Here is a 19358-nt window from a genome sequence, read left to right as displayed (position 1 = left end):
GTCGGTCTACTTCGCAGGCGCGGCCGGGGTCGTCCAGAAGGCACCGGTGCTGTCCAGGTCCAGGAACTGTCTATACAGCGCGTCCAGCGTGCCTTGCGGATCGAGCGCCGCCGCGCGCTCGGGGTAGAGCCACTTGGCCATCGCCTCGATGGCGGCGATGTTGTAGGGCGAGTTGTAGAAGGCGTGCCAGATGCCGAAGGCGCGATGTTGCGTGACAGCATCCAGGTCGCGGATGCCGTCGCGGGCCAGCAGCGTGGACAGGCTGCCGGCAGAGACCTTGGGATCTGCGCCGGGCCCGGCCAAGAGGCCTGGACGGCCCGGCTCCGACCGGCTGCCCGTGGCGATGTAGACGTCGGGCTTGGCGTCGATGACGAACTCCAGGCTGACGTCGCCGATGGCGCCGGGCAGCACGGGCGCGGCCACATTGACGCCACCGGCTGCTTCCAGCAGGTCGCCAAAGCTGCCGTTGCCGGTGGTGTGGCAGCACGCGGGCCACACGCCCGCCAGCATTTCCACGAAGACGCGCGGCCGCTGCGCCTGCGGCACCGCGTCCACCACCTTGCGCACGCGGGCCAGGCGATCTTCGTAGAACGCGATGTAGGCCTCGGCCTGCGCTTGCCGGTCGAGGGCTTGGCCCAGGATGCGCAGGCTGGGCACCGTGTTGCGTACCGGGTGCTGGCGGAAATCGATGAACACGATCGGGATGCCGGCTTCCTGCAGCGCGGGAATCATGGGATTGTTGCGGCCCGGACCGTGGCCGCTGACGCTGAAGATCGCCACGTCGGGCCGCAGCGAAACGATTTTCTCCGGGCTGACGCTGGCTTCCGACGTCTTGCCGATCAAGGGAATCTGGGCCGCTTGCGGGAAGCGCTTGACGAGCTGGTTCCAGGAATAGGGATCCTGCTGCTTGAGCTCGCCTTGCCAGCCGACCACGCGCGCGACGGGATCGTGCCGGTCCAGCAGCGCCATCGCGAAGACAAAGCGGCCTTCACCCAGCAGAATGCGCCGCGGGTGGTCGGGCACCGTCACGACGCGGCCGGCCAGGTCGGTGACCTCGCGTGCATGGGAGGCGGGCAGGGCGCAGAACAGGGCGGCGGCGGTCACGGCCGCACGGAAGAGGGCAATCGGGCGCATGGCGAATCCTTATGGGGCATTGGCCGCGCGTTGCGGGTAACGCGAACCATTCTTATCGCCGGGCAGTGTCCGACAACCTGTCTCAAGAATTCGTTAAGACGCGCCGAGCCTGTGGTGCAGGCGCTGCACACCCGGCATCCGATGCCCGGCATCCCACGCCTCGGCCTCTACAATGTGAGATTGATTGTTGTTCTCCGAGCTGTCTCGCCATGCGCGTTCTCGTCATCGAAGACGACCCCGACATTCTTGCCAATATCACGCATCACCTGACGCGCCGCGGCTACATCGTGGATTGCGCCGAGGATGGCCAGCGCGGCTATGCGATGGCGGCCACGGGCGAATTCGACCTGATCGTGCTGGACCTGATGCTGCCGCGGCTGGACGGTTACGCGCTTTGCCGCCGGTTGCGCACCGAGGCGGCGTGCAACACGCCCGTCATCATGGTCACCGCGCGCGACACGCTGGACAACCGCCTGACGGGATTCGACGCGGGTGCCGACGATTACCTCGTCAAGCCATTCGCGCTGGCCGAACTGGCGGCACGGGTCAAGGCGCTGCTGCATCGCGCCAGCGGGGCGGGCGCGTCCCGAATCCTGCGCGTGGGCGACCTGACGCTGGATACCGGCACCCTGGCGCTGGCGCGCGCGGGTCAGGCGCTGCGCCTGCCTCCGTCGCCGCTGCAATTGCTGACCTTGCTGATGCGCGCCAGTCCGGCGGTGGTCCATCGCACCCGGCTCGAAGAGGCGCTGTGGCGCGACTCCCCGCCCGACAGCGACAGCCTGCGCACCCACATCCACCAGATCCGCCACGTGGTCGACAAGCCCTACGACACGCCGCTGCTGCACACCGTGCATGGCATCGGCTACCAGTTGCGGCCCCCCAGCGATGGCTAGCCGCGGCGCACGCCCGGTGCGGCGCGGGCTGGCCCGCCACCTCGTGCTGACTTACCTTGCGCTGGCGCTGCTGGTGGCGGGACTGTTGACCTGGCTGTCGGTCTGGAGCGTGGGCAAGCTGGAGGCCCACCTGCAACGCATCGACATGGGCATGGCGGTGGAGCGCGTGCGGGGCGATTTCCTGGCCGGCATCGACCCGGGCCGGCCGAACCGGTTCTTTTATGGCGATCCAGGCGGTGCGGCGTTTCCCGACTGGCTGCGTCCGCTGGCGCCGGGCTTTCACAAGATCGAGCGCAATGGCCGCGTGTGGCACGTGATGGTCGACGACCTGGACGGACAGCGCTATATGCTGCTGCGCGACTACACCGAGTACGAGCAGAACCAGTCGGCCTCGCACCTGACCGCGGTGACGGGGCTGGCGGCCAGTCTGGCGCTGGCGTTCGTGCTGGGCATCGTGGCCACCCGCCGCCTGCTGCGCCCGCTTGCGCGGCTGGCCGCGCAGGTCAACACACGCGGCGCGCAGCCGCCGCAGACCCGGCTGGCCGAAGACTATCCGCCGGACGAGATCGGCCAGCTCGCGGCCGCGTTCGACTCGACCTATAACCAGCTTGAGCAGGCGCTGCGGCGCGAGCAGCTCTTTACCGCCGATGTGGGGCATGAGTTGCGCACGCCGCTGATGGTGATTTCCAGTTCGTGCGAACTGCTGCGCGAAGAACATGGTCTGGACGCGGCGGGCCGGGCGCGGCTGGCGCGCATCGAAGCGGCCGCCGCCGACATGGGTGAACGGCTGGACACGTATCTGATGCTGGCGCGCGGGGGAGATGCCGCCGGCCTGTTTCCGCGCGAAAGCGCCGCGGATACTGCGCGCGGCCAATTGGCAGCCTGGTCGCCCGTGGCGCAGCGGCGCGGCATGCAGTTGACGCTGGAGACCGCCGGCGGCGACGAGCCCGCCTTGCTGTTTCCGGCGCCGCTCTTGCGCGCCGTGCTGTCCAATCTGATCCGCAATTCGCTGCAATATGCCGGGCCGCAGGCACGCGTCGCCATCACGGCGGGGCCTGATTTCGTGCAAGTCAAGGACGACGGTCCGGGAATTCCCGTGGAACGGCAGGCGTCGCTCTTCCAGCCATTCGTGCGCGGCGGACAGCCTGACGATGGCAACCTGGGGCTGGGGTTGTCGCTCGTCCAACGCATCTGCGAGCACCAGGGCTGGCGCGTGTCGCTGCATTCGCGGCCCGGGCAAGGTAGCCAGTTCCGCGTGGACTTGGCAGGACCCGCACCCACCCCGGCCCGCTAAACGGCGGCGCCGGCCTGCGCGAGGGAGCGGGCAACACGCCAGCGCGTCAAACAGGGACAAAAAGTCTTGGAATAGTAATGTTATTACATTACTATTCTGGCTTTTTTCGCCCGCCGCGCGTTGCCGCGAGTTCCGCATTCCCCATGACTTCTTTCATTTCCCAACCCGCGGCCGCCCGGCTGCGCTCCATCGACGCGCTACGCGGCCTGGTCATCGTCATCATGCTGCTCGACCACGTGCGCGAGACCTTCTTCCTGCACCACCAGGTCGGCGACCCGATGGATGTATCGGCCACGCCGCCCGACCTGTTCTTCTCGCGCCTGCTTGCGCATCTGTGCGCGCCGGTGTTCGTCTTTCTGACGGGCCTGTCGGCCTGGCTGTATGGCGCCAAGGCCGGCAACCGAAGCGCCACCGCGGCGTTTCTGGCCAAGCGGGGCGCGTTTCTCATTGCGCTCGAAGTCATCGTCGTGAACTTCGCGTGGACCTTTCAGTTTCCGCCCGCCGTTGTGTACCTGCAGGTGATCTGGGTGATCGGCCTGTCCATGTTGTCGCTGGCGGCCTTGCTGTGGCTGCCGCGCTGGGCGCTGGTGTTGACCGGCGTGGCGCTGGTTGCCGGCCATAACGCGCTCGATGCCGTTCACTTCGCGGCAGGTCACGCCCTGCACGTGCCGTGGGCGGTGCTGCATGACCGCGGCTGGATCGAGGTAAGCGACACGCTGCGCCTGCGCACGTCGTACCCGTTGCTGCCGTGGATCGGCGTGATTGCGCTGGGCTATGCCGCGGGACCGTGGTTCCAGCCGGGCGCCGATGCGGCCGTTCGTCAGCGCCGTTTGTGGGCGGCGGGGCTGGCGGCCGTGGCGGGTTTCGTGGTCCTGCGGGCAATCAACGGGTATGGGCAGTCGCAGAAATGGTCGATGCAGGACGACGCGCTGCATACCGCCATGAGCTTCCTGAACATCACCAAGTACCCGCCGTCGCTGATGTTCCTGCTGCTGACGCTGGGCCTGGGACTGTGCCTGCTGGTGCTGATCGAGCGCGCGCAGTCGGCGGCGTGGGTCCGCGCGCTTTGCGTCTTCGGCGCCGCGCCCATGTTCTTCTATCTGCTGCACCTGTATGTGCTCAAGGCGCTGTATCTGGGCGGCGAAGCCATCTGGGGCCTGAACCAGGGCAAGTACTTTGGCGTGGACGGCGTGGGCGCGGTGTGGCTGATCTCGATCCTGCTGGCGGTGGCGCTGTTCTGGCCCGTGCGCTGGTTCGGACGCTTGAAGGCGGCGCGCCGCGATATCGCCTGGCTCAAGTACCTGTGAGGCCGGCGATGGCGGTACGCAAGTGGGCCGCAGGCATCGTGGCATTGATGGCGCCGTGGGCTGCGCACGCCCAGCAGAACGCCGTGACGCTGTATGGCGTCGTGGACCTGAGCATCGCGGGCTTTTCCACGCAGGAGCGCGGCACGGCCATCAACATGCAGTCCGGCGTGCAGTCCGGATCGCGCTGGGGCCTGCGCGGCAGCGAAGACCTGGGCAATGGCCTGCGGGCCAACTTCCAGCTTGAAAGCGGCTTTCTTGCCAACAACGGCAACTCGGCGCAGGGCAGGCGCCTGTTCGGGCGTGCGGCGTGGATGGGCGTGTCCGGCGGTTTTGGCGATCTTCGGCTTGGCCGGCAGACCTCTGTGTCGTCGGCCACGCTGGCCGACTACGATGCGTTCCTGGCGTCCTACCTGATCACCGGCGCGCAGACCGCGCTGCTGCCGTACAACGCCAATCGCGCAGACAACATGGTGGCCTACTGGAGCCCCTCTGTCGGCGGGCTGCGCGCGGGCGTCGATGCCAGCCTGGACTACGACGGCGGGGGCGGGTTCCAGACCGCGTCCACCAACAAGCTATACAGCGCCGCCGTGGTGTTCGACCAGCCGGGCTATTCGATCGCCGCCACCTACGAAGGCGCAAGCTGGGCGGACGGCACGGCGCAATCGGCCGCCATGACCCGGGCAGGCGCCGACCGCCGGCCCTACGCCTACACGCTGGCCGGTCGCGCCACGGTGGATGCGTTCACGCTTTATGCCGGCTGGTCGGTGATGCGCAACGGCTCAACCATCCCGGCGGTACAGTCACCCGGTCAGCGGGTGTACTTCCCGGGCAGCACGGTGCACGGCGTGATGGCGGGCGCTGCCTGGCGCAATGGTGCGAGCACCGTGATGGCGTCGTGGCAGGGCAGCCTGCCGGGCGGCGGGTCGCTCGAGCGCGATGGCGCCACGCATACCCAGCAGATCTATTCGGCGGGCTACGTCTACGACCTGTCCAAGCGCACCAACGTGTACGCCATCTACGGCTACATGCGCGGCGCCTGGGACGATCCGTCCTGGCATCAGTCCCAGTACGCGGTGGGCATGCGCCACCGCTTCTGATCGCGCCCGGCGCACGTCCACGAAAAAGCCGCCTGATGAAGGCGGCTTGAGGATCTGACGGAGCGACTATCCGTCGCCTCAGTGCAGGATCTGACTCAGGAACAGCTTGGTCCGCTCGCTCTGCGGATGATCGAAGAAGTCGTCGGGGTTGTTCTCTTCGATGATCTCGCCGCGGTCCATGAAGATGACGCGGTTGGCAACCTTGCGCGCAAAGCCCATCTCGTGCGTCACGCAGATCATCGTCATGCCGCTCTCCTGCGCCAGCGTCACCATCACGTCCAGCACTTCCTTGACCATTTCCGGGTCCAGCGCCGACGTGGGCTCGTCAAACAGCATGACCTTCGGGTTCATGCATAGCGAGCGCGCGATCGCCACGCGCTGCTGCTGGCCGCCCGAGAGCTGGCCGGGGAACTTGGCGGCCTGATCCGGGATGCGCACGCGCTCCAGATACTTCATGGCGGTGGCCTCGGCCTGGGCGCGCGACTGCTTGAGCACCCACATAGGCCCCAGCGTCAGGTTTTCCAGCACGGTCAGGTGCGGGAACAGGTTGAAGTGCTGGAACACCATGCCGACCTCGCGGCGGATGGTCTCGATGTGCTTCAGATCGCTGGTCAGCTCGGTGCCGTCGACGATGATCTGGCCCTTCTGGTGCTCTTCCAGCCGGTTGATGCAGCGGATCATCGTGGACTTGCCCGAGCCCGACGGGCCGCACACCACGATGCGCTCGCCCTGGGCGACGTTCAGGTTGATGTTGCGCAGCACGTGGAACTGGCCGTACCACTTGTTCACGTCATGCAGACGAATGATGGCATCGGACATGCCTGTTCTCCTTCGGATTTACCGGGCGTGCCCGGTGGCCAGGCGCTGCTCGAGCGCGCGGCTGTATTTGGACATGGAATAGCAGAAGACGAAGTAGATGAGCGAGATGAAGAGATAGGCCTCCACCCCGAAACCTCGCCATGCCGCGTCGGACAGGGCCGCCTTGGCCGCCAGCGTCAGGTCGAAAATGCCAATGATGACGACCAGCGACGTGTCCTTGAACAGGCTGATGAAGATGCCCACCAGCGGCGGGATCACGATCTTGAGCGCCTGCGGCAGGATGATCTTGCGCATCTGCTGCCAGTAGTTCAGGCCCAGCGAATCCGCGCCTTCGTACTGGCCCTTCGGAATGGCCTGCAGGCCGCCGCGCACCGTTTCCGCGATGTAGGCCGCGGCGAACATGATGATCGCGATCTGCGCGCGCAACAGCTTGTCGATGGTGAAGCCTTCCGGCAGAAAAAGCGGCAGCATGACCGACGACATGAACAGCAGGCTGATGAGCGGCACGCCGCGGATCAGCTCGATGTACACGACGCACAGCGCCTTGATCGCCGGCATCTTGGACCGGCGGCCCAACGCCAGCAGCACGCCGACCGGAAACGCGAAGGCGATGCCGAAGGTGGCCAGGATCAGGGTCAGCGGCAGGCCGCCCCAGCGGGCGTTTTCGACGTAGGTCAGGCCAAACACGCCACCCCACATCAGCACGGCGACGGCCGCCAGGCCCAGCGTCCAGATGAGCGCCAGCTTGCCGTTCCAGAAACGGCGCATGCCGCTTGCCACGATCACCGCGATCAGGATACCGGTGGCGATCAGCGGCCGCCATTGCTCGTCGAACGGATAGGTGCCGAACAGGATGAGGCGGTGCTTCTCGATGATGAACGCCCAGCACGCGCCGCCGGCCGCGCGGCATTCCTGCGCATTGGTGGCGTCAAAACTGGCCTTGATGAAGGCCCATTCCACCAGCGCCGGCAGCGCCATCAAGAGGCACCATGCCAGCAGCACAGTGATCAGGATGTTGAGCGGCGAGGAGAACAGGCGCGACCGCATCCAGGCCCAGGCGCCGCTTTGCGCGCCGGGCGGGGCGAGGTCGGCGCCCAGGGTTTGCGTAGTGCTGCTCATCTCAACGCTCCACCAGCGCGATGCGCTTGTTGTACCAATTCATGAATATCGAGATCGACAGGCTGACCGTGAGGTAGGCGGCCATGATGATGAGGATGCCTTCGATGGCCTGACCGGTCTGGTTCAGCGTGGTGTTCACGACAGACACGATGTCCGGATAGCCGATCGCCACTGCCAGCGAACTGTTCTTCAACAGGTTCAGGTACTGGCTCGTCATCGGGGGGATGATGACGCGCAGCGCCTGCGGCAGGATCACCAGGCGCAGCACCAGCCGGCGCGGCAGGCCCAACGATCCGGCGGCTTCCCACTGGCCGTTGTTGACGGCCTGGATGCCGGAACGCACGACTTCGGCGATGAAGGCGGACGTATAGACGGTCAGGCCCAGGAAGAGGGCGACGAACTCGGGCGTCAGCGTCAGGCCGCCGACAAAGTTGAAGCCCTTGAGCGCCGGCATGTCCAGCGTCAGCGATGCGCCGCTGGCCAGCCACCCGATGACGGGAAACCCGATCAAGAGACCGATGGCCACGCGGCCCAGCCGGAAAGGCTGCCCCGTCGCTTCCTGGCGCTTCGTGGCCCAGTGGCTCACGGCGATGATTGCCACGATGGCCAGCGCCAGTCCGCCCAGCACCCAGTCCAGCGAGGCGCCTTCCAGCCCCGGCACCTTCAGGCCGCGATTGGAGATGAAGACGCCCGGCAATGGGTTGTGCGCCTGGCGCGGCCCGGGCATGTTCTCGGTGATGAGCGCATACCAGAAGAAGAGCTGCAGCAAGAGCGGCACGTTGCGCATCACCTCGACGTAGACCGAGGTGATCTTGTTGACCAGCCAGTTCTTGGACAGCCGGCCGATGCCGATGAACACGCCCAGGATGGTCGCGGCCACCAGCGCCAGCAGCCCCACGCGCAGCGTGTTCAGGATGCCGGCGAAGATGGCGCGCCCATAAGTATCGGCGGGCGAGTAGGCGATGACGGTTTCGCCGATGGCAAAACCGGCCTCGCGATTCAGAAAGCCGAATCCTGTCGCAATGTTGCGCAGCGACAGGTTGTGCAGCGTGTTGTGCACCAGGAACCAGACGGCGGCCCCGACCAGCGCGAGGGCCAGCGCCTGGTAGACGACCGCCCGCGTGGCTGGATCGTTCCAGGAAACCCGGCGGGGCGGGCGCCGCACCGGGTGTTGAGCGGAGTGCTGCGCCACGGTTCAGCCCGCCATCAATGCGCCGACGGCGGCGGCAAGGCGGTCCATGCCCTGTTCGATGACCTCGGTGGAGGTCGCGAACGAGAAGCGCACGTACGGCGACAGCCCATACGAACCGCCGTCGATCACGGCCACGCCGGCCTCGCGCAGGAAGAACAGGCTGACGTCCAGGTCGGTCTTAAGTTCGCCATCGGGGCCTTGACGGCCGATCAGGCCCTGCACGTTGGCGTACACGTAGAACGCGCCGTCCGGCATGGCGCACGAGATGCCGGGGATGGCATTCAGCCGGCTCACGATGAGATCCCGGCGCTTCTTGAAGATCTCGACCATTTCCGTGACGCTGGACTGGTCGCCTTCCAGGGCTGCCTGCGCGGCCGCCTGCGAAATCGCGCTGGGGCACGACGTGCTTTGCGACATGACGGTGCTCATGGCCTTGATCAGCTCGGCCGGGCCGGCGCCGTAGCCGACGCGCCAGCCGGTCATTGCGTAGGACTTGGACATGCCGTTCACGATGAGCGTGCGGCCGATGAGGTGCGGTTCGACCTGCACGGGCGAAGCGTGCGCCTGGCCGCTGTAGGTGAAGGGCGCGTAGATCTCGTCGCTCAGGATCCACACTTGGGGATGGCGCACCAGCACGTCGGTCAGCGCGCGCAGTTCGTCCGCGCTGTAGACGGCGCCGCTGGGGTTGCTGGGCGAATTCAGGATCAGCCAGCGCGTGCGCGGCGTGATGGCCGCTTCCAGCGTGGCCGCGTCCAGCTTGAAGCCTTGCGATTCGGGGCCGGTCACCACGACCGGCTTGCCTTCGCCCAGCAGCACCATGTCGGGGTAGGACACCCAATACGGCGCGCAGACGATGACTTCGTCGCCCGGTTCCAGGCTGGCCGTCAGCGCGGCCGCGATGATCTGCTTGGCGCCCGCGCCCACGGTGATCTGGTCCATGCCGTAGCGCACGCCCAGGGTCTGTTCGAGGCTGTTGGCAATGGCGGTGCGCAGGCCCACGGTGCCGTTCGGGCTGGTGTAGCGGATGTCGCCGCCCGCGATGGCTTCCTGGCCGGCGCGCGCGATATGCGCGGGCGTGGGCATGTCGGGCTCGCCCAGCGTGAAGTCGGCGATCTCGCGGCCCTGGCGGCGGAGTTCGTCCACGACGATCTTGGCGGCCATGCTGGGCGAGGGTTTGATCTGTTTGAGTCGGGCGTTGACGATGCTGTTCATGGTGATGCTGCGTAAAGAGTGATCTGGCGCGGGGCGGGCCCGCGCGCCGGGGAAATGAAAGACGGCTCCGCGCAAGGCGGAGCCGGGTAGGCCGCGGGTTAGCGCACCGGCCAGCCGTACATCAGGCCGCCTTGCGTCCACAGCTTGTTCAGCCCGCGGTCCAGCTTGAGCGGGCTTTCCTTGCCCATCGCGCGGTCATAGCTTTCGCCATAGTTGCCGACCTGCTTGATGATGTTGTAGGCCCACTTGTCGTCCAGGCCCAGGTTCTTGCCCATGCCGGGCGTCACGCCCAGGATGCGTTGAACATTGGGGTTGGTGCTCTTCAACATTTCATCGACGTTCTTGGACGTGATGCCGTATTCCTCGGCTTCCAGCATCGCGTTCAGCGACCAGCGCACGATGTTGAACCACTGCTCGTCGCCCTGGCGGACCATGGGGCCCAGCGGTTCCTTGGACAGGTTCTCGGTCAGGATTTCCCAATCGTCGGGGTTGGCCAGGCGCGTGCGCATGTTGGCGGCGGTGTTGGACTTGTCGTTGGTGTAGGCATCGCAACGGCCCGATTCCAGCAGACGGAAGTTTTCGTCGTAGTTCTCGACCAGCACCGGCTTGAAGATCAGGCCGCGGCTGCGGAAGTAGTCGGCCAGGTTCAGTTCGGTGGTGGTGCCGGGCTGCACGCAGATGGTGGCGCCGTCCAGTTCCTTCACGCTCTTGACGTTCATTGCCTTCTTCACGATCAGGCCCTGGGCGTCATAGAAATTCACGCCCACGCCGATCAGGCCCAGCGTCGTGTCGCGGGTCAGCGTCTGCGTGGTGTTGCGCGACAGCATGTCGATCTCGCCGGACTGCAGCGCCGTGAACTTCGCCTGGGCGGTCAGCACATTGCCCTTCACCTTGGAGGCGTCGCCGAACATGGCGGCGGCGACCGCACGGCACATATCTACGTCCAGGCCGGTCCATTCGCCCTTGCTGTCGAGCACCGAGAATCCGGGGATGCCGGCAAAGCCGCACTGCAGGAAGCCCTTTTTCTTGACGGCGTCAAAGGTCACGCCGGCTTGCGCGCCGGAAGCAACGCACAGCAGGGTCGCCGCAATGGCGGAGCTCAGAAACTTGCGCATGGAGATTTCTCCTGGAGATCGAAAAAAGTTAGGAAAAGCGGAAGGGACGGAAACGGCCAAGCGTGCGGGGGCCGCCCCGGCAGGCCGGGGAGGGCGCGTCGCGCATTCGGACGGGGTAAGGCAATAAGGAGGAAGGGTGGCCGACGGGGCCGGTCAGGCGGTGCGCCGGTGGATGCGCGTGGCGTAAGGGAGATACGTACTGCGGAGGGTAGGAATCGGGCTCATCGGCGGCACTGGCACGGCAGGTCTTACAGTCGCGGAAGACGCCGGCGGTCACGAGGCCAACGTCGTATTACGTTATGCAATAAGACGTATGATGGCAGCCGTCATACAAGTAAACAAGTAAGGGGATTCCCGTAATTGGCATTACGGGCAGGGACTAAACGTCGGGCTTACGCCGCCGGAGGATGCGACAGCAGCTTGCGGTAGCGCGCAATGCTGTCGCCCAGATGGCGGGCCATGGCGGCCCGCGCGGCGCCGGGATCGCGGCGCATGATGGCGGTCAGGATGGCTTCGTGCTCGCGCACGTTGCGGGTTTCGTACGTTTCAAGTTCTTCGGGCGTCTTGCCGCCGTGCTTGATGTTCAGATCCAGCATCACGTCGCGCACCGCAGCCTTGAGCAGCGCCGGAAAGTGCGGGTTGTTCGACGCGCGGGCGATCGACAGGTGGAATTCGTAGTCGGCCTTCACGGCCGCTTCCATGTCGCGCGTGGCGCGATTGAAGGCATCGAAGGCTTCGACGATGCTGCTCAGGTCCGAGGCGCTGCGGCGCTCGGCCGCCAGGCCACAGGCTTCCACTTCGAGGCCCGCGCGCAATTCCATGATGTGCAGTGCCCAGCGCGGATCCGTCGCGGGTTCGACGACGAAATCGATGGGTTTTTCACGGTCTTCGGTGACGAAGACGCCGATGCCGGGTTTGCTGACCAGGCGCCCGCTCAGGCGCATGGAGGCCACGGCTTCACGAATGACGGTGCGGCTGACTTCGAATTCGTCGCAGAGCGCGTGTTCGGAAGGCAGCTTGTCGCCGGCGCGGTACTGGCGCGCATCAAGGCGCTTGGTCAGTTCCTCGATGACGAAATCGGTCAGGCGCGAGCGGGGAGGCCGGGCGGGAGTTTGCATTGTCTCTCTTATGGGAAATCGCTGCGGGCAAGGCGTGGCAGCCTTGGCGCAGCCGCAAGTTTACGCGTTCCTGGAATGCCTCGCGGGTGTCCGGCCCAGCGGGATTGGCCGCGCGCAAGGTCGCGGCCATAGGAAAACGAGAGGGCCATATGACAACATACGGGGCGCATTCCGCCAACTTTTCTTTGCATCAATAAGCAAAACGCCCTCCATGGGAGGGCGTTTGGGCAATCAGGCAAGCATGGGCTTACTCGGCGCCGGACTTCTTGATCAGGGCGGCGAGCATTTCCATTTCTTCGCCGGTCAGGTCGGTCAGCGGCGCGCGCACGGGGCCCGCGTCATGGCCCACCAGCTTGGCGCCGGCCTTGACGATGCTGACGGCGTAGCCGGCCTTGCGGTTACGGATTTCCAGGTACGGCAGGAAGAAATCGTCCAGCAGGCGGTTGGTGGTGTCGCTGTCGCCGGCGGCGATGGCGTTGTAGAACTCCATGGCCATCTTGGGCACGAAGTTGAAGACGGCCGACGAGTAGACCGGCACGCCCAGCGCGCGGTAGGCGGCGGCGTAGACTTCGGCGGTGGGCAGGCCGCCCAGGTACGAGAAGCGGTCGCCCATCTTGCGGCGGATGCGGACCATGGACTCGATGTCGCCGATGCCGTCCTTGAAGCCGACCAGGTTGGGGCAGCGGTCCGCCAGGCGGGCCAGGCTGTCGGCCGACAGGCGCGATTGGGCGCGGTTGTAGACGATGACGCCGATGTTGACCGACTTGCAGACCTGTTCGACGTGGGCGGCGATGCCATCCTGCGAGGCTTCGGTCAGGTAGTGGGGCAGCAGCAGCACGCCCTTGGCGCCTTGGCGCTCGGCTTCCTGGGCGTAGGCGATGGCGGTGCGGGTGGGGCCGCCGGCACCGGCCAGGATGGGCACCTTGCCCTTGCAGGTCTGGACGGCGGTGCGGATGACGTCCGAGTATTCCTCGGGGGCCAGCGAGAAGAACTCACCGGTGCCGCCAGCCGCGAACAGGGCGGTGGCACCGTAGGGCGCCAGCCATTCCAGACGAGCCGCGTAGCTCTTGGCGTTGAAATCGCCGTTTTGGTCGAAGTCGGTCACGGGGAAGGAAAGCAATCCTTCCGAGACGATGGCTTTGAGTTCCTGGGGAGTCGTCATGGCTGTCTTCCAAATAAGAGAAAGGGGTATGAAAAGGCGGTGATGCCGTGGCCGCGGCGTTATCGAACCCGCGATGTATGTCATCGTACAACATACAAGGTCGTACTACAACGGCTTCGTGGAGAAGATGTTGTCGTACAACAAGTCTACCGTTCACACCGGATATAGGAATTTCCCTAGATTGATCGCCAAAAGCCGCCAAGCTATCCTCGCGATTAATTGTTGTACGACAACGTACAAGAACGACGACAATTCCATATCTCTAGGAGACAAGTTTGAAGGCATTTCCCCTGTTGAGCCGCCTGTCGGCCGTCCTGGCCGTCGCCACCGCGTTTGCCGCACCCGTCCACGCCGCCGATGACTGGCCGTCCGCCAAGGCCATCACGCTGGTCGTTCCGTTTGCGGCCGGGGGCACGTCCGACATCCTGGGCCGCCTGATCGCGCAGGAACTGGGCACGACGCTCAAGCAGACCGTCGTCGTTGAAAACAAGGGTGGCGCCGGCGGCGTGCTGGGCGCCGACGCGGTTGCGCGGGCCAAGCCGGACGGCTACACGCTGCTGTTGGGCACGATCGCCACGCATGCAATCAACCCGTCGCTGCTGCCCAGCATCAACTACAACGCCGCCAAGGATTTCTCGCCGGTCATTCTGCTGGGCAGCATCTCCAATGTGCTGCTGGTGGGCGCCAACCAGCCGTATAAGTCCGTGCAGGACGTCGTGGCCGACGCCAAGGCCAATCCCGACACGATCGCGTTCGGCTCGGCCGGGCAGGGCACGTCGCAGCATCTGTCGGGCGAAGTGTTCAAGCAGCTGACGGGCGCGCACCTGACGCACGTGCCATACCGCGGCAGCGCGCCGGCCATTTCGGACCTGATCGGCGGCCAGATCCCCAGCTCGTTTGAAACCGCCCTGGTCGCGCTGCCTTACGTGCAAAGCGGCAAGGTGCGCGCGCTGGCCGTGACGTCGGCCAAGCGCACCGCCGTGCTGCCCGATGTGCCCACCATGCAGGAAGCCGGGGTGCCGGGCTTCGACGTGAGCAGCTGGCAGGCCATCTACGCCCCGGCCAACACGCCGCCCGCCGTGGTCGACAAGCTGAACAAGACCATCGCCGAGATCGTGGCCAAGCCGGAAGTGGCTGCCAAGATGCAAGGCCTGGGCCTGGCCTACACGCCGAACACGCCCGCCGAGTTCACCGCGTTCCAGACGGCCGAGCAGGCCAAGTGGGCAAAGATCATCGCCGACGGAAAACTCAAGCCGCAGTGATCGCGTGGCGTGTCCCGAAGGCCTGGTGCCGGGAGAGATCCGTCACCAGGCTTTTTTTGCGCTGCGCGACGCCGCAGCATCTCTTTGCGCTCAGCACTTACCGAGACCCGCTGGCCGCCGCCAGCAGCACGCCAAACGCGACCAGCAGCCCGCCAAAGATCCGGTCTATCCAATGGCGCACGGCCAGCAGGCGTTGGCGCACGCCGTCCGACGAAAAGCACATCGCCACCAGGCAGAACCACGTCACGTGCGCCAGCGAAATGAAGGCGCCATAGCCAACCTGCACCGCCAGCGGCGTATCGGGCCGCACGACTTGCATGAAGAGACTCACGATGAAAACCGTGGTCTTGGGATTCAGCGCGTTGGTCAGAAAGCCCGTGCGCAGCGCCGCCAGGTCCGACATTGCCGCCGCGGGACGGCTACTGTTGCCGATGCCCGGCCGCGTGCGCAGCATTTTCATGCCCAGATACACCAGATAGGCCGCACCCGCCAGTTTGATGGCGTTGAACAACCATAGCGATTGCTGGATCAGCAGCCCCACGCCGACCAGCGTGTAGCCGACGTGCACCAGCACGCCCATGCCGATGCCCAGCGCCGTCAGCACGCCGGCGCGCCGGGACAGCATCAGGCTGTTGCGGGTGACCATCGCAAAGTCCGGCCCCGGACTGATGACGGCAAGCACCGTGATTGTGATGACAGCTATCAGTTCGGTCATGGCGTATCCTGTCGCGAAATATCAATGGCGAGCATCCTAGCAACGCGACTCAAGGACGTATAACGATGGTTTCTGACAGCAATGGTGAGCTGGAATCACCATCCTTAGACGCGCGCCTGCCGTCGCTGCTGGCGCTGCGTTGCTTTGAGGCCGCGGCGCGCCACGAAAACTTCAGCCGTGCGGCCGCGGAGCTGCATCTGACGCACGGCGCGGTCAGCCGGGCGGTGCGGTTGCTGGAGGACGACCTGGGCGTGGCGCTGTTCGAGCGGCGTAGCCGCCGCGTGTTCCTGACGGACGCCGGGCGCACCCTGTCCGGCGCAGTGGGCAGCGGCCTGGACTTGATGCGGCAGGCGGTGGGCGAACTGCGCGCCCGCGCCCGCAGCGGGCGTCGTTGGGTGCTGTCATGCGAGCCGACCTTGCTGATGCGCTGGCTGATCCCGCGCTGGCCCGATTTCCAGGCCCGGCATCCGGACATGGAAGTGCACCTGGTCGCGGGCGGCGGGCCGTTTTCATTTGCAAGCGGCATCGACCTGGCTATCCGCCGCGACGACTTTACCTGGCCGGTCAGCCATCACGTCGAGCCCCTGTTTGCGGAAAAGGTCGGCCCGGTGTGCCATCCCGGCAAGCTGGCGGAATGGTTCGACGACAACACAGCCGGCGGCTCGTTGAAGTCTGGCGCGCCGCTGCTGCACACACGCACGCGGCCAGACGCATGGCGCGAATGGGCGGCCGCGGCCGGTAAACCGGCGCCAGATGCGCCCGGCCAGACATTCGATCATTTCTATTTCAGCCTGCAGGCGGCGGTCGCGGGCCTGGGCGTGGCCATCGGCCCGTGGCGGCTGGTGCGCGACGATCTGGAAAGCGGCGTGCTGGCCGCGCCCATGGGGTTCGTCGAGGATGGATCGCGCTATTGTCTGTTTGCTCCGCAGCCGCTGCCGCCGGGCAGTCCGCAAGCGGCGCTGCTGGACTGGCTGCGCAAGGCGGCGTAGTGCCGAAGGGGCTGGGAATGGCGAAAGGCCCGAGGGGGACGTCCGAAAGCCGGACGTCCCCCTCGGGCCGGTGTTGTCAGTCGGACCTTGCGGTCCGGCCCAGCGTTACGGCGTCACGCGATCAGGCGTTGGCCAGCTTGCCGTCGACCATGCGCGTCAGGCCCAGCGGGTTGGCGCGCTTGATGCCGTCGGGCAGCAGGGCGTCGGGCAGATCCTGATAGCAGACCGGACGCAGGAAGCGGCGGATGGCAGTGGCGCCCACCGAGGTCGAGGCCGGGTTCGAGGTGGCCGGGAACGGGCCGCCGTGAACCATGGCGTGGCTGACTTCCACGCCGGTCGGGTAGCCGTTGGCCAGGATGCGGCCGGCCTTGCGCTCCAGCACGGGCAGCAGCGCGCGGGCGGCGTCCACGTCGGCGTCGTCCACGAACAGCGTCGCGGTAAGTTGGCCTTCAAGATGCTCGGCCACGGCGCGGACCTGCGCTGCGTCCTTGCACGCGACCACCAGCGAGGCGGGGCCGAACACTTCGGCTTCCAGTTCGTGCGAGGCCAGGAACTGGTCCGCGCTGGCGCCAAACACCACGGCGCCCGCGGCGTTGCACGCCGGGTTGGACGGCTCGCCGCGGCCGACGGTCGACACGCTGGCGTGGCGCGCCAGTGCGTCGGCGCCTTGCTCGTAGGCCGAGAAGATGCCCGGCGTCAGCATGGTGGCGGCGCCCTTGGCTTTCACGGCTTCGGCGGCGGCCTGGCGGAAACGATCCAGTGCCGGGCCTTCGATGCCGATCACCAGACCCGGGTTGGTGCAGAACTGGCCCACGCCCATCGACAGCGAATCCACGAAGCCCTTGGCGATGGTCTCCGCACGGGCTTCCAGCGCGGCCGGCAGCAGGAACACCGGGTTGATGCTGGACATTTCGGCGTAGACGGGAATCGGCACGGGGCGGGCGTTGGCGGCGGCCACGAGCGCCAGGCCGCCGCGGCGCGAGCCGGTGAAGCCGATGGCCGTGATGGCCGGATGCGTCGCCAGCGCGGTGCCGATTTCATTGCCGGCGCCGAACAGCAGCGAGAAGGTGCCTTCGGGCAAGCCGTGCTTGGCCACTGCCTGCTGGATGGCGCGGCCGACCAGTTCGGACGTGCCGGGGTGCGCGTTATGCGCCTTGACGATTACCGGGCAACCGGCAGCCAGTGCCGAGGCGGTGTCGCCGCCCGCCACCGAGAAGGCCAGCGGGAAGTTGCTGGCGCCGAACACGGCTACCGGGCCGAGCGGAACGTTGGCCAGGCGCAGGTCGGCGCGCGGCAGGGGCTGGCGTTCGGGCTGGGCCGGATCGATGGTCGCGTCCAGGAAGTAGCCGTCGCGCACCACGCGGGCGAACAGGCGAAGCTGGCCGACGGTGCGGCCGCGCTCGCCCTGCAGGCGGGCGACGGGCAGGCCGGTTTCCAGGTGCGCGCGCTCGATCAGCGCGTCGCCCAGCGCCAGGATGCCTTCGGCGATGCTTTCGAGGAATTGGGCGCGCGTCTCCAGCGGCAGCGCGCGATACGGATCGAAAGCGGCACGGGCCAATTCGGCCGCGCGGGACACGTCGTCGGCGGAGCCGGCGGGGTAGGCGGGGTCCAGGCGTTCGCCGGTGGCGGGGTTGATGGCGTGCTGGGCAGCGCCCGCGCCCAGCACGGCGGTCGAGCCGATCAACATCTGGCCGGTCAGGTTCATGGTCATCTCCAAAAATTCATAGGCGCCGATCCAGGGGATGGGCGGTTTCGCCCCCGACGGGTCCGGGGAAAAAAATGCCCCCGGACCGGGGGCAGACAGAAGGCGTCGGTGCAGACCGATTATTCGGCGCCGGACTTCTTGATCAGGGCGGCGAGCATTTCCATTTCTTCGCCGGTCAGGTCGGTCAGCGGCGCGCGCACGGGGCCCGCGTCATGGCCCACCAGCTTGGCGCCGGCCTTGACGATGCTGACAGCGTAGCCGGCCTTGCGGTTGCGGATTTCCAGGTACGGCAGGAAGAAATCGTCCAGCAGGCGATTGGTGGTGTCGCTGTCGCCGGCGGCGATGGCGTTGTAGAACTCCATGGCCATCTTGGGCACGAAGTTGAAGACGGCCGACGAGTAGACCGGCACGCCCAGCGCGCGGTAGGCGGCAGCGTAGACTTCGGCGGTGGGCAGGCCGCCCAGGTACGAGAAGCGGTCGCCCATCTTGCGGCGGATGCGGACCATCGATTCGATGTCGCCGATGCCGTCCTTGAAGCCGACCAGGTTGGGGCAGCGGTCCGCCAGGCGGGCCAGGCTGTCGGCCGACAGGCGCGATTGGGCGCGGTTGTAGACGATGACGCCGATGTTGACCGATTTGCAGACCTGCTCGACGTGGGCGGCAATGCCGTCCTGCGAGGCTTCGGTCAGGTAGTGCGGCAGCAGCAGCACGCCCTTGGCGCCTTGGCGCTCGGCTTCCTGCGCGTAGGCGATCGCAGTGCGGGTGGGGCCGCCGGCGCCGGCCAGGATGGGGACCTTGCCCTTGCAGGTCTGGACGGCGGTGCGGATGACGTCCGAGTATTCCTCGGGGGCCAGCGAGAAGAACTCACCGGTGCCGCCGGCCGCGAACAGGGCGGTGGCGCCGTAGGGGGCCAGCCATTCCAGACGAGCCGCGTAGCTCTTGGCGTTGAAATCGCCGTTCTGGTCGAAGTCGGTCACGGGGAAGGAAAGCAATCCTTCCGAAACAATGGCCTTGAGTTCCTGCGGAGTCGTCATGTTGCGCTCATCCCAAAATGGCCGTCGCAGGCGGGGAGGGTGCTTGCGAACGGGATGCGGTGGTAAAAGGTGAGTCATCGTACAACACGATTTTGCCGGATTCAAGGTGTCCACCCAGCTGAAGCGGCATTTACAAGGGGAAACCCGAAATTCCTTTCCGATGCCTTTCAGCGATATTCTCTTGGTTGTAC

The 19358-nt window shown here is 66.3% G+C and carries 17 protein-coding genes; 6 read left to right on the top strand and 11 right to left on the bottom strand.

The genetic code is table 11. The annotated features are described in order from the left end of the window. Nucleotides 1–6: 6 nt before the first annotated feature. Nucleotides 7–1134, bottom strand: a complete 1128-nt coding sequence (locus QEP15_RS13240; RefSeq protein ID WP_280147537.1) for an ABC transporter substrate-binding protein — start codon at nt 1132–1134, stop codon at nt 7–9. A 209-nt stretch (nt 1135–1343) separates the two neighbouring features. Between QEP15_RS13240 and QEP15_RS13235 the strand changes: the two genes are divergently transcribed. The 4 genes from QEP15_RS13235 (at nt 1344) to QEP15_RS13220 (ending at nt 5725) form a co-directional block, all read left to right on the top strand. Continuing rightward, on the top strand, nt 1344–2027 hold the full coding sequence (locus QEP15_RS13235; RefSeq protein ID WP_152384511.1) for a response regulator transcription factor: 684 nt from the start codon (nt 1344–1346) through the stop codon (nt 2025–2027). Then, complete coding sequence (locus QEP15_RS13230; protein WP_175155532.1) at nt 2020–3321, top strand: sensor histidine kinase; 1302 nt, start codon at nt 2020–2022, stop codon at nt 3319–3321. Before QEP15_RS13235 ends, QEP15_RS13230 begins: the two co-directional genes overlap by 8 nt. Before the next feature lie 143 nt (nt 3322–3464). Next, entirely contained in the window at nt 3465–4628 is a 1164-nt protein-coding gene (locus QEP15_RS13225; RefSeq protein ID WP_152384509.1) for an acetyltransferase domain-containing protein, read from the top strand. 8 nt (nt 4629–4636) lie between these two features. Next, entirely contained in the window at nt 4637–5725 is a 1089-nt protein-coding gene (locus tag QEP15_RS13220) for a porin (RefSeq protein ID WP_175155531.1), read from the top strand. 78 nt (nt 5726–5803) lie between these two features. Here the strand turns inward: QEP15_RS13220 and QEP15_RS13215 are convergent, their stop codons facing one another. The 7 genes from QEP15_RS13215 to kdgD (QEP15_RS13185) form a co-directional block, all read right to left on the bottom strand. Then, nucleotides 5804–6544, bottom strand: a complete 741-nt coding sequence (locus tag QEP15_RS13215) for an amino acid ABC transporter ATP-binding protein (protein ID WP_152384507.1) — start codon at nt 6542–6544, stop codon at nt 5804–5806. An 18-nt stretch (nt 6545–6562) separates the two neighbouring features. Then, nucleotides 6563–7663, bottom strand: coding sequence for an amino acid ABC transporter permease (locus QEP15_RS13210; RefSeq protein ID WP_056318045.1), 1101 nt, complete (start codon nt 7661–7663; stop codon nt 6563–6565). Between the two features lies 1 nt (nt 7664). After that, a complete protein-coding gene (locus tag QEP15_RS13205) occupies nt 7665–8828 on the bottom strand; it encodes an amino acid ABC transporter permease (protein WP_217618060.1) in 1164 nt (387 codons plus the stop codon). Between the two features lie 30 nt (nt 8829–8858). Beyond that, complete coding sequence (locus QEP15_RS13200) at nt 8859–10067, bottom strand: aminotransferase class I/II-fold pyridoxal phosphate-dependent enzyme (RefSeq protein WP_280147536.1); 1209 nt, start codon at nt 10065–10067, stop codon at nt 8859–8861. 98 nt (nt 10068–10165) lie between these two features. Then, nucleotides 10166–11182, bottom strand: a complete 1017-nt coding sequence (locus QEP15_RS13195; protein WP_280147535.1) for an amino acid ABC transporter substrate-binding protein — start codon at nt 11180–11182, stop codon at nt 10166–10168. 392 nt (nt 11183–11574) lie between these two features. Next, entirely contained in the window at nt 11575–12300 is a 726-nt protein-coding gene (locus tag QEP15_RS13190; protein ID WP_056318037.1) for a FadR/GntR family transcriptional regulator, read from the bottom strand. Nucleotides 12301–12547: 247 nt separating this feature from the next. Continuing rightward, entirely contained in the window at nt 12548–13462 is a 915-nt protein-coding gene (kdgD, locus tag QEP15_RS13185; RefSeq protein WP_062839421.1) for a 5-dehydro-4-deoxyglucarate dehydratase, read from the bottom strand. A 275-nt stretch (nt 13463–13737) separates the two neighbouring features. Between kdgD (QEP15_RS13185) and QEP15_RS13180 the strand changes: the two genes are divergently transcribed. Continuing rightward, entirely contained in the window at nt 13738–14724 is a 987-nt protein-coding gene (locus QEP15_RS13180) for a Bug family tripartite tricarboxylate transporter substrate binding protein (protein ID WP_152384504.1), read from the top strand. Between the two features lie 97 nt (nt 14725–14821). Here the strand turns inward: QEP15_RS13180 and QEP15_RS13175 are convergent, their stop codons facing one another. Next, nucleotides 14822–15439: a LysE family translocator gene (locus tag QEP15_RS13175; protein WP_280147534.1), complete on the bottom strand. Its 618-nt coding sequence runs from the start codon at nt 15437–15439 to the stop codon at nt 14822–14824. A gap of 65 nt (nt 15440–15504) precedes the next feature. Between QEP15_RS13175 and QEP15_RS13170 the strand changes: the two genes are divergently transcribed. Next, on the top strand, nt 15505–16428 hold the full coding sequence (locus QEP15_RS13170) for a LysR family transcriptional regulator (RefSeq protein ID WP_280147533.1): 924 nt from the start codon (nt 15505–15507) through the stop codon (nt 16426–16428). A 121-nt stretch (nt 16429–16549) separates the two neighbouring features. Here the strand turns inward: QEP15_RS13170 and QEP15_RS13165 are convergent, their stop codons facing one another. Both QEP15_RS13165 and kdgD (QEP15_RS13160) read right to left on the bottom strand, forming a co-directional pair. Further along, entirely contained in the window at nt 16550–18133 is a 1584-nt protein-coding gene (locus QEP15_RS13165) for an aldehyde dehydrogenase (NADP(+)) (protein WP_142055162.1), read from the bottom strand. Between the two features lie 119 nt (nt 18134–18252). Further along, on the bottom strand, nt 18253–19167 hold the full coding sequence (gene kdgD / locus QEP15_RS13160; RefSeq protein ID WP_062839421.1) for a 5-dehydro-4-deoxyglucarate dehydratase: 915 nt from the start codon (nt 19165–19167) through the stop codon (nt 18253–18255). Nucleotides 19168–19358 lie beyond the last annotated feature (191 nt).

It is taken from the genome of Achromobacter mucicolens, assembly GCF_029866465.1.
Taxonomy (GTDB): Bacteria; Pseudomonadota; Gammaproteobacteria; order Burkholderiales; family Burkholderiaceae_B; genus Achromobacter; species Achromobacter mucicolens.
This window is presented reverse-complemented; position numbering and strand designations above follow the sequence as displayed.

Excerpts from the sequence above, each read along its gene's own strand:
- QEP15_RS13240 (WP_280147537.1), bottom strand. The coding sequence starts at position 1,134 with ATGCGCCCGATTGCCCTCTTCCGTGCGGCCGTGACCGCCGCCGCCCTG.
- QEP15_RS13235 (WP_152384511.1), top strand. The coding sequence starts at position 1,344 with ATGCGCGTTCTCGTCATCGAAGACGACCCCGACATTCTTGCCAATATC.
- QEP15_RS13230 (WP_175155532.1), top strand. The coding sequence starts at position 2,020 with ATGGCTAGCCGCGGCGCACGCCCGGTGCGGCGCGGGCTGGCCCGCCAC.
- QEP15_RS13225 (WP_152384509.1), top strand. The coding sequence starts at position 3,465 with ATGACTTCTTTCATTTCCCAACCCGCGGCCGCCCGGCTGCGCTCCATC.
- QEP15_RS13220 (WP_175155531.1), top strand. The coding sequence starts at position 4,637 with ATGGCGGTACGCAAGTGGGCCGCAGGCATCGTGGCATTGATGGCGCCG.
- QEP15_RS13215 (WP_152384507.1), bottom strand. The coding sequence starts at position 6,544 with ATGTCCGATGCCATCATTCGTCTGCATGACGTGAACAAGTGGTACGGC.
- QEP15_RS13210 (WP_056318045.1), bottom strand. The coding sequence starts at position 7,663 with ATGAGCAGCACTACGCAAACCCTGGGCGCCGACCTCGCCCCGCCCGGC.
- QEP15_RS13200 (WP_280147536.1), bottom strand. The coding sequence starts at position 10,067 with ATGAACAGCATCGTCAACGCCCGACTCAAACAGATCAAACCCTCGCCC.
- QEP15_RS13195 (WP_280147535.1), bottom strand. The coding sequence starts at position 11,182 with ATGCGCAAGTTTCTGAGCTCCGCCATTGCGGCGACCCTGCTGTGCGTT.
- QEP15_RS13190 (WP_056318037.1), bottom strand. The coding sequence starts at position 12,300 with ATGCAAACTCCCGCCCGGCCTCCCCGCTCGCGCCTGACCGATTTCGTC.
- kdgD (WP_062839421.1), bottom strand. The coding sequence starts at position 13,462 with ATGACGACTCCCCAGGAACTCAAAGCCATCGTCTCGGAAGGATTGCTT.
- QEP15_RS13175 (WP_280147534.1), bottom strand. The coding sequence starts at position 15,439 with ATGACCGAACTGATAGCTGTCATCACAATCACGGTGCTTGCCGTCATC.
- QEP15_RS13170 (WP_280147533.1), top strand. The coding sequence starts at position 15,505 with ATGGTTTCTGACAGCAATGGTGAGCTGGAATCACCATCCTTAGACGCG.
- QEP15_RS13165 (WP_142055162.1), bottom strand. The coding sequence starts at position 18,133 with ATGAACCTGACCGGCCAGATGTTGATCGGCTCGACCGCCGTGCTGGGC.
- kdgD (WP_062839421.1), bottom strand. The coding sequence starts at position 19,167 with ATGACGACTCCGCAGGAACTCAAGGCCATTGTTTCGGAAGGATTGCTT.